We start from the raw sequence: 14,221 nt of genomic DNA on the forward strand, positions 1-14,221 counted from the left end.
ACAACTTCCTTTTGAAGGCTGACTTTACTTTCTCCTATCAGGTTTTCCTGATTTGCAATTAGCTTTATGTTGATTGACTTATTCATTACGCAGATTGCTTTCCGCGTGAATTATGACCATACCTTATAAGGTATGGTTTTTTTTTGCCTTTTTATCTTTGTTGACCTCTATTTTTACATCTTTTCTAATTCTCTCTCTAATTATCTGCATTTTTCCGCTTAATATCGTTTTAAAACTGAGAGGATAGATCACAATCTTTGACACTTCTTCCGTTAAATTTAAACACTTGATTGAATTTGGTAACATTTGGCTTACAATTGTGAGGTCTGACCTCTATTGCACGGTGTGCCAAACGGCTTACTGTAAGCCAAATTATCAAAAGGAGTTGCGATGACACGTCTCCAAAATCTTACTACTCGTCAAGGGGAACGTATTGCCGTTGTTAGCGGTTTACGTACTCCATTTGCTCGTCAATCTACCGCTTTCGATGGTGTTCCTGCTTTGGATCTCGGAAAGCTGGTTGTCAATGATATGCTACAAACGCTTGACTTTGATCCGATGCTTATTGATCAAGTGGTGTTTGGGCAAGTGGTACAAATGCCAGAAGCGCCAAATATCGCGCGTGAGATTGTATTGGGTACTGGTATGAACATTCATACTGATGCTTACAGTGTTACCCGTGCCTGTGCCACTAGTTTTCAAGCCGCTGCGAATGTTGCCGAAAGTATTATTTCAGGCACGATCGATATTGGTATCGCAGGTGGTGCTGATTCATCATCGGTATTACCCATTGGCGTAAGTAAAAAAATGGCTGCTACATTACTTGCACTTAGCAAGGCGAAAACCATGTCAAAACGGCTTAAGTTATTAAGTTCGCTTAACATGAAAGATTTAATGCCTGTGCCGCCTGCCGTTGCTGAATATTCAACAGGATTGAGCATGGGACAAACCGCAGAGCAGATGGCAAAAACACATGGTATTAGTCGTGAAGAGCAAGATGCATTGGCTCACCGTTCACACACATTAGCGGCACAAGCATGGCGAGATGGATTGATCCGTGATGAAGTGATGACGGCATTCCCACAACCTTATCGCCAGTGGATAGATAAAGATAACAACATTCGTGAAGAATCGACTCTTGAATCTTATGCCAAATTACGACCAGCCTTTGATCGTAAATATGGCTCAGTCACAGCAGCAAATGCGACCCCATTAACGGATGGCGCAGCCGCAATACTGATGATGCGAGAAGGGCGAGCTAAGGAATTAGGATTAACACCATTAGGATATATTCGTTCCTACGCGTTTTCCGCAATAGGGGTTGAAAGCGATATGCTGATGGGACCTTCTTACGCGACACCTGTTGCACTGGAACGTGCAGGTTTAAATTTATCTGATCTTACCTTGATTGACATGCATGAGGCTTTTGCTGCCCAAACATTAGCAAATTTAAAAATGTTTGCTTCTACTAAGTTTGCGCGTGAAAAGTTAGGCCGTATTGATGCGATTGGTGAAGTTGATATGGATAAATTCAATGTGTTAGGTGGCTCATTGGCTTACGGGCATCCATTTGCAGCAACAGGCGCACGTATGATCACCCAAACTTTGCGTGAGTTAAAACGTCGTGGTGGTGGCTTTGCATTGAATACGGCATGTGCAGCTGGTGGTTTAGGTGCGGCAATGATTTTGGAGGCTGAATAATGACGCAATCTGCATTTAGTTTATCGTACAAAGATAATGGTGTTGCTTGGCTAAAAATAGATGTGCCAAACGAGAAAATGAACACCTTACAAGCTGAATTTTCAGAGCAAATAACATCAGTGCTCGCAGAGCTTAAAGCACGTTCTGATATTAAAGGGCTTGTTGTCTATTCAGGTAAGCCTGATAACTTTGTCGCTGGCGCTGATATTCGCATGTTGTCAGCCTGTGAAACAGCACAAGAGGCACAAGCCTTAGCTGTAAAAGGACAGGTTTTATTTTCACAGTTAGAGCAACTGCCTTTTCATGTGGTTGCAGCGATTCACGGCCCATGTTTAGGGGGCGGCTTAGAGCTTGCTCTTGCTTGCCATAGCCGAGTTTGTAGTGATGGTGATAAAACCCGATTAGGTTTACCAGAAGTACAGTTGGGATTACTCCCGGGCTCTGGCGGTACTCAGCGTTTACCTCGTTTGATTGGCGTAGCTAATGCGCTTGACATGATTTTATCGGGTAAGCAATTACGCGCGAAAAAAGCGGTGAAATTGGGGGTGATTGATCAAGTTGTCCCTGAAAGTATTTTATTAAATGTTGCCGAGCAAATGGCTTTATCGCCAAAACCTAGCCGCAAATCATCCATGCAAAATTGGGCATTGGGCGGAAATCCATTAGGTCGCTCAGTAGTGTTTGATCAAGCGGCGAAAAAAGCACATGAGAAAACACGTGGGAATTATCCTGCTGTTGATGCCATTTTAGAAGTTGTGAAATATGGTTTACAGCATGGGATGGAAAAAGGGTTAGAACAAGAGGCTAAAGTATTTGGTGAATTGGTGATGTCACCGGAATCCGCCGCGCTTCGTAGTATCTTTTTTGCCACAACAGCAATGAAAAAAGAAACGGGTTCAGAGGCAGAGCCATTAACTGTCGAACGAGTCGCTGTATTGGGTGGCGGTTTAATGGGCGGCGGTATTAGTCATGTTACAGCAACGAAAGCAGGTTATCCGGTACGGATCAAAGATATTAGTAATGATGGTATCCAAAATGCGCTAGCGTACAATTTCAAGCTACTTGAGAAAAAACGTAAGCGTAAAATTATCTCGAAAGCCACATTACAAAAACAAATGCTAACGATAACAGGTGGGACTGATTTTACTGGCTTTAATCAGGCCGATGTCGTGATTGAAGCGGTATTTGAAGATTTAGCGCTCAAACATCAAATGGTAAAAGATGTTGAAGAGCATGCAAAACCAACCACAATTTTTGCCACGAATACATCCTCATTGCCGATCAATCAAATAGCACAAGCGGCAGAGCATCCTGAGAATGTTGTTGGTCTTCACTATTTTAGTCCTGTAGAAAAAATGCCATTGGTTGAGGTCATTCCACATCAAGGCACGGAAACAGGGAGTGCAACGTCAGAAGAGACGATTGCAACGGTTGTAGCCTTGGCGAAAAAACAAGGTAAAACCCCGATAGTGGTCGGTGATAAAGCAGGCTTCTATGTTAATCGTATACTAGCGCCTTATATGAATGAAGCGGCACGCGTACTTCTTAGTGGTGAGCCGATTGAACATATAGATACAGCTTTACTTAACTTTGGTTTCCCTGTTGGGCCAATCACATTATTGGATGAAGTTGGTGTTGATATCGGCGCGAAGATAAGTCCTATTCTGTTAGCTGAACTCGGTGAACGATTTGAAGCACCAGATGTGTTTGATTTATTGCTGAAGGATAATCGCAAGGGACGTAAAAGCGGTAAAGGTTTTTATCGTTATAATACCAAGAAAAAAGAAGTCGATAAGTCGGTTTATAAGCTTCTTGAGTTGGAACCAAAGATTAAAGAATCTGAAACTGAAATCGCGGTTCGTTGTAGTTTAATGATGCTGAATGAAGCAGCAAGGTGTTTAGATGAAGGTGTGATCCGTTCGGCAAGAGATGGCGATATTGGCGCTATTTTCGGTATCGGCTTCCCACCGTTCCTAGGCGGGCCATTCCGTTATATGGATCATATTGGGATAACGCGTGTTGTTGATATGCTAAACGAGTACACAGATAAGTATGGTGATCGTTTTAAACCGTGCGAGCGATTACTTGATATGGCCAAAGAAGAGAAAACGTTCTATTAGCCAATAGATTAATGAAAAAAACCGATGAGCTTAGGCCATCGGTTTTTTTGCTATTCAATAAAGCCTTAATTCTCTTAATAAATGTTATACACAACGAATGACAATAGACAAAAAGCCATATTTAACACTTATTTGTAAATATGGCTCGTTATGTAGACGGTCGTCTTAATTGTTAGACGAGTCATGCCAGCTTAATAAGCATTATCTTGAAATTCTGTGACTGATTCAATTGGCTGACCTATCTCTAAAGGTGCGTAATCACTATGCGCTTTACCTTTGTAATACATGACTAATCTATTCGCTGTTCTTGGTTTAATGGTATCAACAACAAATTTGATCATATCTACACGATCTAACTGTTTAAGTGCATTAACAACACGCTGACGTTGTTGGAACGTTTCATCTTTATTGCCGATACTTACCCAAAAACGTTGAGCGCGAGATCGTAAATTAGTATCTGGCTCTGAAATTTGAGCAATTAAACCTTGCTTACTGTCTTGCCATTGCGCTTCATTCAATTCGAGCAATACAAGTGCAAAAGCATTGGTAAAATCATCAATTGCCTCTGATAAGTAACTTGGATCGGCAACAGGTGATTGAATATATAAGATCAACCCTGGATGACGATTAAGCGGTAGATTGGCCGTTCCTACCATATAACCCAGTTGTTGTTTCGTGCGTAACTCATGGAAGAACGTGGTCGACATTAAATGATTAGCTAACGTATAAATCGCAATTTGCTCAGGTGTGGTTTCCTGAGATTGGTAATACATTAAGATTGCTGAATCTTCATGATTACAATCTAACTCATACGTTAATGTACCCGCATTGTCTAAATGTACCAGCGGACGTTGTGATTCACCATAAAGTTGGTCAGTCACTCGGAATGCATCTTTTAATATTTCAGCTAATGCTAACGCATCTTTTTTAAGCCAGTTGCCATATACAAAAGTATCAATATGAAGCTCTGCGAACATTTCATCAACAAAGCTTGGTAGCTCATCTAACTCGATTGATTCTAACGCTTCAATCATGACAGGATAGGGTGGATTATTGGGTTGTAGTAATCCTGTTAGCTGATTAAATAATTGTGAAATCGGTTTATCTTCAGCTGCGTTACGCCAATTACGTAGCATTTGTGCTTTGATATTGGTGAAACGATCGTGATCAAATTTTCGTCCAGCAAAGCGCTCAAGTATCAGCTTCATAAGCAAAGGTTGTTTTTCACTAAAGCCTGATAGCTGAAGCGTCACTCCCCCTTGGTGAGCATAAAGATTATACGACATACCTGCAATCTCAGCGGGATAAGCGGTCTCATTTATCGCTTCTAATAGCATTTCAACACATAGGCGAGTTTTTACGATATTACGTGGTGAACTCACCGCATGCGGGCTATCAATGGCAACATAAACTATACCTTTAGGAACGCGGAAATCATGTTCTTGTTTATGCCATAAACGAAATCCAGGTAAATCTTGAATTAACTGAGGAGGTAATTCTGAGCCAGGTTCAAGTGGTAAAGGCTCAAAATTATCACAAAGATATATATTGCGCTCGGGTAGTGTTAACTCAGGATCCAGTTCAATATCTTGCCATAACGCTTTTTGTTCCGCGGTAAATGGTGTTACTGAGTAAGGCGTGTCATACCATTGTGCTGTGCGATCATAATGGCCACCTTGAGCAACCAAGGTTAATCGCATATTGGTCGGCTCAAGGTAATCTAAGATCTGCTCGATTAAGGTATGATCGTATTGCTCCATCATATAATCACCGTAGATGATATCTTCCGGTTTATAATGCAACAGGTTTAAAACCAAATAACTGACAGTATCTAATGGACGGCTTTTTTCTTGATAGCGGAAAGCCATTTCAAGTACAGCTTTCTTCTCTTGTTGTCGCCATTGAGCTAAGCCATGTAGCTTAATGAGTTTAAGGCACTGAAAAACGCTAGTGACTATCTCGTCAATGTGATCTTGACCTTTCGGCGTTAAATTCAAACCTACGGTAAATTCTCTGAAATTACTGCCGCTAACGCCGCCACCGGCGGTTAAGGTATTAATAAACCCCCGTTTTTTGAGAACTGACATCAAACTACCTTGACCTTCATTGCCTAGTAAATGGGCAATATAAGATAAGGGTTTCGCGGTATAAAACTCATCTACACACGGCAAAGAAAATGACAGCGTTAACTTTCGTAGTTCTTTAATTGGTTCAATTTGAATAAATTGTTGTTGTTGTTTTTCGGTCACAAACGGCGTAGTAAGCGGTGTTTTTACTACATCTGTTTTTGGAATATGGCTAAAAAAGTCATTCGTGAATTGTTCTAATTCATCTAATGGTTGGGGGCCTAATAAGACGAGACCCATCGCATCCGCTGAATAATGTTGATGGTAAAAAGCTATTAAATCATCCCGTACAGATTTGCCATCACGATCGTCTAGTGTCGTAAGATCACCGACTGAAAACTTAGCAAAAGGGTGCTCTGGGTTAATGGTTTCTTTTTGTACTTGATAAAGGCGGCGGACATCATCTTTTATTTTTAATTTATATTCAGAATCAACAGCTTGTCTTTCTTTATCAACGGCTTCTTCATTAAATAATGGTGCAGTGAAAAACTGCCCAAAACGATCTAATCCTTCTTTAAAAGCATGGGGGCTGACTTCAAAGAAAAACGTCGTGTTTTCTGTTCCAGTCCATGCATTGTTACTGCCGCCACTGCGATTGATAAAGGTTTGAAATTCCCCAACACGTGGATATTTTTCAGTACCTAAAAACAGCATATGTTCGAGAAAGTGCGCCATACCTTGACGATCAAGAGGATCGTCAAAATGACCAATTTCGACGGATAAGGCAGCAGCGGAGCGAGGCGCTTCAGCATCATGAACCAGCAATACGCGTAGTTCATTCGCTAAAGTAAGATAGCGATACTGCTTGTGATCATTTGGGCTTATATGCACAGGAAGAGCCTATTTTTAAAGGAGAATTGGATCAATTATGACCTCCAATACACAGACTGGCAAACTGATAGTTAACTTTATTTACGTAGTTATGAGCGTGATATGAAAACCCAACGTCAAGGCTTAATCCTATTTTAATAAATGATTTGTTCAGGTTGGCTAACCTTGTCACGGATTCGTTATCAAATTTGCGTAAGGAGTATGCGATATGAAAGGGAGTTGCTAGCATGATAGAGAGATACGTTGAAAAAAATGCATTAGCATGTCAATTAGTAATAAAATAAGCCTCATTATCACAACTCATTGAACGACCTGTTTAACGAAGAGAAACGGAAACTTATGCGAATTTATATTATGCGTCACGGTGAAGCTGAAAATTTTGCGGCGAGTGATGCAGAGCGCCCGTTGACAGAGCGCGGTTCACGCCAATCAAAACAGATGGCGGAAATGCTAGCCCAGCAATTAAATCAACCATTAGACACTGTACTGGTGAGTACGTATTTACGCGCGCAACAAACATGGCAATGTATGGAAAGTGTATTACCGGGTGTTGCAAATGTTCAAGTGAGTGATGAGATCACCCCTTATGGTGATGCTGTAACGGTAGTCGATTATTTAAAAGCAATGATTGGGGTTGAAAAGCCACAATCGGTTCTATTAGTTTCACATCTACCTCTGGTGGGATATTTAACCTCAGAGTTGGTGGCAGGCATACAGCCCCCTATGTTTAGTACTTCGGCCATTGCTGCTATTGATTACGATCCTGACATGGATAATGCAGAATTGGTTTGGCAAAACGTACCACAATAATATGGCTTTGATGACGGACAATAGGTAAGTGCTGGTTATGGTAAGAGTATCGTTAATTTCTTTTCTCACTTCGATATTGCTAATGGGCTGCGCTTCTACCGCTGAGCCTGTTCGTATTTCAGCAAATGGTATGATCAAGTGGTCAGATGGACGAAAAGAAGGCATGCATGTATCGAGTACGGGAAGCACATTAACCTTTGCTAATTATTCCAATGCGATCGGTGAAGGGCCTATTCGTATTTTTGCGCGTATTGATAGTGCACGAAATGATGACTGTGAATACTTTTACGATGAAACCGTGATTAAACGACGTTTAAAAATATGCGCCACTGGAGAAGTGACGCTATTTAATCACGGTAAAGTAGTGAAGGTTGGACATATAGTAAAACCAAGCTATTAAAATAGGACAACCGAGTAAGTGATATTGCGATGCGCGTTTTGCTTACTCGATGTTCTTTTATCTTTCAGGTATTTCGATAAGCACGAGTAGTGCGCCATTCCCACCAAATTCAAGGGGAGCTTGGTGAAAAGCGAGTACATCTGGATGTTGTGCCAACCACATCGGCGCTTTTTGTTTCAAAATATGCTTTCCAATACCGTGCATTACACAGGCACAAGACACATTCTCTTTTATACAGGCTGCAATCATAGCGGCGAGTTCTCGCTTGGCTTCTTGTTGCGTCATGCCGTGCATATCTAAATAAATGTCAGGTACGTAAACACCCCGACGTAACTTTTTTACTTCATACTTAGAAACGCCGTCGCGTGCATATTGCACAGGACCATTTTCATTAAGATGAGGCTCAAATTCATCTGAGAAATAAAATTCATGGTTTTGACTTTCTTTGCCCATGACTTTTGCTTTATCAGCTTTTGTAGTCTGTTTGCGTGGCGTGATTATGGTATCATGCGAAAACTTTTTTACGCCTTTTATCGCATCTTTGAAGAGAGCCATCTCTTCATCAAGGTTTGGATCTTTTTTACTCATAATGAAATTCCAACAACTATATAGCGGTAATGTCGCGTTTTTCGGAGGCTATTTTGGATAAGATTTTTGTCGACGAAGCTGTCAACGAACTTCATACATTGCAAGACATGTTACGTTGGACGGTAAGTCGTTTCAATGCCGCAGGTCTATTTTATGGTCACGGTACCGATAATGCGTGGGATGAAGCGGTTCAGCTTGTTCTTCCTACATTGTATTTACCGTTAGATGTTCCACCTGAAGTTCGAGATTCTCGTTTAACTCGTAGTGAGCGTCAGAGTATTGTTGAGCGCGTTATTCGCCGTATCGACGATCGTACACCCGTATCATACCTAACAAATATTGCTTATTTCTGTGGTATGGAATTCTTCGTTGATGAGCGTGTTCTTATTCCACGTTCTCCGATTGGCGAATTGATTGAAAACCGTTTTGAGCCACTTTTAAACCAAGAGCCTACACGTATTATGGACTTATGTACGGGTAGTGGTTGTATTGGTATTGCGTGTGCGCACATGTTCCCAGAAGCAGAAGTGGATATCGTTGATATTTCACCTGAGGCACTGGCTGTTGCTGAGCAGAATATCGCTGATCACGGCTTAGAGCAACAAGTGATCCCACTTCGTTCTGATTTGCTTCGTGATGTACCAAAAGATAAGTATGACTTTATCGTGTCTAATCCACCGTATGTGGATCAAGAAGATATGGATAGTCTACCAGATGAATTCCGTCACGAGCCTGAACTCGGTCTTGCGGCAGGGTTTGATGGTTTAGATTTAGTGCGTCGTATTTTAGCCAATGCACCCGATTACCTAAAAGATGATGGCTTCTTGATCTGTGAAGTGGGTAACTCCATGATCCACATGGAAGATCAATATCCGCATATTCCATTCACCTGGTTAGAGTTTGAAAATGGTGGTCATGGTGTGTTTTTGTTAACACGTGATCAGCTTGTTGATTGTGCAGATGATTTTGCGGCTTTTCGCGACTAATTAAAGCGCAGTTAAACACGATTAAGAAAAACGGCATGATGGTTACTTTCTCTGTACCATCATGCCGTTTTTATAGGTCACTCAGTGGTTATTATGCTTGCTGCGCTTGCTTTGCTTTCAGAGCATTCATCACAGTGGTTTTATGATCTAAGTAATCAGTAAGTCCTGCACGACGTAAATCACAAGATGGGCAATCACCACAACCGTCACCAATAATACCGTTATAGCAAGTCAGTGTTTTTTCACGAACATAGTCTAGTTTTTGGTATTGATCTGCTAGCGCCCATGTTTCTGCTTTATTTAGCCACATTAATGGTGTTGCAATCGTTAATGGGCGATCCATCCCGAGTACTAATGATTGGTTTAATGATTTAACAAATTCATCACGGCAATCAGGGTAGCCAGAAAAGTCAGTTTCACATACACCGGTGATAACGGTTTCAGCACCAATTTGGTAGGCGTAAATACCAGCCAAGGTTAAAAATAGAATATTACGACCAGGAACAAAGGAGTTCGGTAATCCGTTTTCTTGTAGTTCATGAGAGACAGCAATATTGTCACGTGTTAGTGAACTAATGGCTAATTCATTTAATAGGCCGACATCCATTACTTTATGTGCTGTTACGCCAAGATCTTTGGCAATAGCTTCTGCCACTTCAATCTCTAATTTATGGCGTTGGCCATAATCAAATGTAATACAGTGCACTTCATCGTAATGCGCCAGAGCTTGAATAAGGCACGTAGTCGAATCTTGACCGCCACTGAAAACAACAACTGCTTTTGACATATAGGTGTTCCTTTTTTGAAAAATTACCGAGAAACAGTCGGTAGATAGACATTCTTTAGAACGTCTATCTATGCTAACTCAGCTGTTGTCCGCTGCAAAGTTTTAGATGTAATAGACGAAAAAAAGCCGTACATAAAGTACGGCAAAATAACGTATCGCGTTTAAAGATTATCCAAGTTAAGGCAGTACTTGGTTTATCAACGTTCAACGTACACAGACACAAAGTTTAATAGAGGGGGGAGGCGCTGTGGCTAACCTCCCCAAGGGGTTGTTCATTGAAGCGTGATACTTACCATTGACCGAATTTTTCCAATTGTTCTAACTGTTCGGTATATGCTGATAAATCGCCAATATTTTCGCTGATCCATTCAGGGTTGTAGTAGGTGTCGAGGTAACGCTCGCCACTATCACACAATAGCGTAACGATAGAGCCTGTTTCGCCTCGTTGTTTCATTTCAGCCGCGATTTGCAATACACCAAATAGGTTTGTACCTGTTGATGCACCGGCTTTACGACCAATAATTTTTTCTAACCAGTGAACAGTGGCAACACTTGCCGCATCTGGGATCTTACGCATTTCATTAATCACATCAGGAATAAAGCTTGGCTCAACTCGAGGACGTCCAATACCTTCAATACGGCTGCCTGTGTTGCCAGTAATCGTATTATCACGCTGCATAAAGTAGTCGTGGAATACTGAGTTCTCTGGGTCAACCACACACAGTTGTGTTGGTTGCATTTGGTAACGAATATAACGACCAATTGTTGCTGATGTCCCACCAGTACCAGGGCTCATTACAATCCAGCTTGGGATAGGGAAGCGCTCTAACTTCATTTGATCAAAAATACTGTTAGCGATGTTGTTATTACCACGCCAGTCGGTGGCACGTTCAGCATAGGTAAATTGATCCATGTAATGACCATTTAACTCTTTTGCTAAACGGCGAGATTCGTCATAAATTGCAGCAGGAGAGTCAACAAAATGGGCGCTACCCCCATAAAATTTAATTTGTTCTATTTTTTTACACGCTGTTTTACGTGGCACGACAGCAATAAATGGTAACCCAAGTAAACGTGCAAAATATGCTTCAGAAACGGCGGTACTACCTGATGATGATTCAATGATCGGTGTACCTTCTTTAATCCAACCGTTACATAAAGCATATAGGAATAACGAACGAGCAAGACGGTGCTTTAAGCTTCCGGTTGGATGCGTGCTTTCATCTTTAAGATAAATATCAATACCGTCTAGGCTAGGTAACTCTAATTTAATTAAGTGGGTGTCTGCTGAGCGTTGATAATCAGCATCAATTTTACGAATAGCGTTATTAACCCATTGATTGTTTAGTTGTTGTGTCATAGCGTGACTCCACTGTATTGATTTTATTATTGTTGTTGTATTTATGTTGATTGCTTAACAATTATATTACCAAGTTACAGAGAAAAGTCTTTGCTTTGTTTTGCAAAAAAACGATAAAATTTAGAAAATATTTCTACTTAATTGCTTATTGGTGGTATGGGATGTCAAGTTTGGATGCTGTAGATAGAACATTACTGCGTTTGTTGCAACAAGACGCAACGCTAGCGTTATCTGAATTAGCAGAAGCTGTTAATTTAACGACCACGCCATGCTGGAAAAGGCTAAAGCGTTTAGAAGAAGATGGCATATTACGTCAACGTGTTGCGCTATTAGATGCGGCAAAACTAGGATTATCTTTTATAGCATTTGTACAGATTAAAACCAGTAATCATTCTAAAGAGTGGTATAACGGTTTTGTTCATACGGTTGAAGAGTTCCCAGAAGTCATGGAATTTTACCGTATGGCGGGGGATTATGATTACATGATGAAAGTACAAGTGGCAGATATGCAGGCTTTTGATCTGTTTTATAAGAAATTGGTGAACAGCATTGAGGGACTAACGAATGTAACATCGACATTTGCAATGGAACCCCTTAAGTACACCACGGCATTACCTGTATAGGTTATATAATCAAGGCAGCCACTATTTATTACTAGTGGCTGCCTTGATTGCGTTAACCTTCAGCCGATAAGTTTATCGTTGACGGATCAAGCCTTCTTGTACTGCCGATGCAACAAGTTCGCCTTTTTGGTTATAAATCTCACCACGAACAATACCGCGAGAGCCACTTGCTGATGGGCTATCAATAGCATAAAGCAGCCATTCATCCATCTTAAATGGACGGTGAAACCACATTGAATGGTCAATGGTTGCAACTTGCATATTCGGGCTAAATAACGTCACACCATGTGGATGCATTGATGTGACAAGAAATCCCCAATCAGATGCATACGCCAATAGGTAGTGATGGATATTAAGATCTTCAGGCATTGTGCCATTGGCTTTAATCCATAAATATTGTTTAGGCTCAGCAATGGTTGGCTTTAATGGATTAATAATAGTTACTGGACGCACTTCAACTGGGCGTTTCTTACCAAAGTTTTCCACTATTTTAGGTGGTAGATATTGCGCAATGGCATCAACAAGTTGAGTTTCAGATGCTAAACCTTCAGGCCCTACTACATTGGGCATTGTTGATTGGTGGTTAAACCCTTCTTCATTGGCTTGGTATGAAGCCGTTAAGAAAAAAATAGGCTCACCATTCTGAATTGCTTTTACACGACGAGTACTAAAGCTTTTACCATCACGTAGTTTTTCTACATCATATATAATTGGCTTTTCAGAATTACCAGGGCGTAAAAAGTAGCTATGAAAGGAGTGTAAGTAGCGTTCTTTTTCAACCGTTTGCTTAGCTGCGGATAAGGACTGCCCAATCACTTGTCCACCATATACTTGCGGTAGGCCAAGGTTTTCACTTTGACCTCTGAAAAGATCAAGCTCAAGTTGTTCTAATTGTAGAAGATTGAGAAGTTCATTCAGTTCTTTACTCATCTAAGCACCATTAATTATGTTACTATCAGTACGATTTAGGGAAATCAAGTTCAAATAGAGATTGGATTGGTTTTATTATATTTGAGCTTTATAGCAATATAGATTAGGGATTAATAGAGAAGAATATGAAAAATTCTTTTGCATGGTTTGGGGTTTTGATTGCGGCATTAGTGATCACGGCTTGTACTAACCTCATGCCGACCGATAATGATGTTGGAACATTAAGTGGAACAGTAAGTTATCGTGAGCGTGTAGTGTTACCGAATAATGCACGCATTATAGTGTCATTGGTTGAACAGTCTACTCAAGCTGATCATAGTGCGAGTAAAGTTATCAGCCAACATTCATTTTTAGCTGAAGGTGAACAGCCACCTGTTTCTTTCACGTTGAATTATGTGAAAAGTAAATTAAAGCCAGATACCTCATATCGTGTTATTGCTAAGATTGAAATCAATGATGAAGTATTGTTCAGTAATCAATCAACAGTAGATTTAAGCATTGAACCGTTAAAAACCACACACCTAGATATTCCATTGGTGAAAGTGTAATCCAATCGTTTTATACAATATTAGTAATGCCCGATTTATTCTATTTATTATGATTGAATAAGATAGTCGGGCATTTTGCTATTCAGGGTACCCATCCCAACGGTATGTTTTAAGGCTTACTCGTCCTTGTTCCGTCACAATAATCCCTTCATTACGCAATGCTGCTATTTGGCGAGCTCTACCGTTATCACATATTGAGATCTTTCCTTGGCTATTAATAACACGGTGCCAAGGCAACGCTGAACCTTGGGGAAGGTTCGAGAGTAAGCGGCCTACTTGACGTGCATAGCCAGGAAATCCTGAAAATTTTGCAATATCGCCATAAGTCGATATTTTACCAATAGGTATTTGATGCACTTGGCTGTAGATTTGCTGAGAAAAATCGTCCATATTTATAATTAGAGATAAAAA

General features: G+C 40.7%; 13 protein-coding genes. 7 read left to right on the forward strand and 6 right to left on the reverse strand.

Translation table 11 applies throughout. The features are described 5' to 3' along the window. Positions 1–390 precede the first annotated feature (390 nt). Positions 391–1,701, forward strand: coding sequence for an acetyl-CoA C-acyltransferase FadI (gene fadI, locus C9J42_RS00985; RefSeq protein ID WP_107205528.1), 1,311 nt, complete (start codon positions 391–393; stop codon positions 1,699–1,701). Beyond that, positions 1,701–3,821, forward strand: a complete 2,121-nt coding sequence (gene fadJ, locus C9J42_RS00990; protein ID WP_107205529.1) for a fatty acid oxidation complex subunit alpha FadJ — start codon at positions 1,701–1,703, stop codon at positions 3,819–3,821. The genes fadI and fadJ overlap by 1 nt, the downstream gene beginning before the upstream one ends. Before the next feature lie 191 nt (positions 3,822–4,012). Here the strand turns inward: fadJ and C9J42_RS00995 are convergent, their stop codons facing one another. Continuing rightward, positions 4,013–6,778 (reverse strand): insulinase family protein, encoded by a 2,766-nt coding sequence (locus C9J42_RS00995; RefSeq protein ID WP_107301590.1) that lies wholly within the window; start codon positions 6,776–6,778, stop codon positions 4,013–4,015. 339 nt (positions 6,779–7,117) lie between these two features. On the opposite strand from C9J42_RS00995, the gene sixA reads away from it, so the two are divergent. Both sixA and C9J42_RS01005 read left to right on the forward strand, forming a co-directional pair. After that, positions 7,118–7,588 (forward strand): phosphohistidine phosphatase SixA, encoded by a 471-nt coding sequence (sixA, locus tag C9J42_RS01000; RefSeq protein WP_107205531.1) that lies wholly within the window; start codon positions 7,118–7,120, stop codon positions 7,586–7,588. Positions 7,589–7,625: 37 nt separating this feature from the next. Beyond that, positions 7,626–7,988, forward strand: coding sequence for a hypothetical protein (locus tag C9J42_RS01005; RefSeq protein ID WP_233217609.1), 363 nt, complete (start codon positions 7,626–7,628; stop codon positions 7,986–7,988). A 57-nt stretch (positions 7,989–8,045) separates the two neighbouring features. Here C9J42_RS01005 and smrB read toward each other — a convergent pair whose 3' ends face one another. Beyond that, positions 8,046–8,576 carry an endonuclease SmrB gene (smrB, locus tag C9J42_RS01010; protein WP_107205533.1) on the reverse strand — a complete coding sequence of 177 codons (531 nt, stop codon included), beginning with the start codon at positions 8,574–8,576 and terminating at the stop codon, positions 8,046–8,048. Between the two features lie 53 nt (positions 8,577–8,629). On the opposite strand from smrB, the gene prmB reads away from it, so the two are divergent. Beyond that, entirely contained in the window at positions 8,630–9,562 is a 933-nt protein-coding gene (prmB, locus tag C9J42_RS01015; RefSeq protein WP_005370403.1) for a 50S ribosomal protein L3 N(5)-glutamine methyltransferase, read from the forward strand. 91 nt (positions 9,563–9,653) lie between these two features. Here the strand turns inward: prmB and queC are convergent, their stop codons facing one another. Together queC and C9J42_RS01025 are read right to left on the reverse strand one after the other, a co-directional pair. After that, a complete protein-coding gene (gene queC, locus C9J42_RS01020) occupies positions 9,654–10,349 on the reverse strand; it encodes a 7-cyano-7-deazaguanine synthase QueC (RefSeq protein WP_107205534.1) in 696 nt (231 codons plus the stop codon). Between the two features lie 289 nt (positions 10,350–10,638). Next, positions 10,639–11,709, reverse strand: coding sequence for a PLP-dependent cysteine synthase family protein (locus C9J42_RS01025; RefSeq protein WP_045148102.1), 1,071 nt, complete (start codon positions 11,707–11,709; stop codon positions 10,639–10,641). A 161-nt stretch (positions 11,710–11,870) separates the two neighbouring features. Here C9J42_RS01025 and C9J42_RS01030 point away from each other — a divergent pair, with 161 nt between their 5' ends. Beyond that, on the forward strand, positions 11,871–12,332 hold the full coding sequence (locus C9J42_RS01030) for an Lrp/AsnC family transcriptional regulator (protein ID WP_107205535.1): 462 nt from the start codon (positions 11,871–11,873) through the stop codon (positions 12,330–12,332). A 72-nt stretch (positions 12,333–12,404) separates the two neighbouring features. Here the strand turns inward: C9J42_RS01030 and tesB are convergent, their stop codons facing one another. After that, a complete protein-coding gene (gene tesB / locus C9J42_RS01035) occupies positions 12,405–13,262 on the reverse strand; it encodes an acyl-CoA thioesterase II (protein WP_107205536.1) in 858 nt (285 codons plus the stop codon). A 125-nt stretch (positions 13,263–13,387) separates the two neighbouring features. On the opposite strand from tesB, the gene C9J42_RS01040 reads away from it, so the two are divergent. Then, entirely contained in the window at positions 13,388–13,810 is a 423-nt protein-coding gene (locus C9J42_RS01040; RefSeq protein ID WP_107205537.1) for a YbaY family lipoprotein, read from the forward strand. Between the two features lie 78 nt (positions 13,811–13,888). Here the strand turns inward: C9J42_RS01040 and C9J42_RS01045 are convergent, their stop codons facing one another. Beyond that, complete coding sequence (locus C9J42_RS01045; RefSeq protein WP_107205538.1) at positions 13,889–14,200, reverse strand: MGMT family protein; 312 nt, start codon at positions 14,198–14,200, stop codon at positions 13,889–13,891. Between the last annotated feature and the right edge of the window lie 21 nt (positions 14,201–14,221).

The sequence above is a fragment of the Photobacterium sp. GB-56 genome (genome assembly GCF_003026105.1).
Classification (GTDB): domain Bacteria; phylum Pseudomonadota; class Gammaproteobacteria; order Enterobacterales; family Vibrionaceae; genus Photobacterium.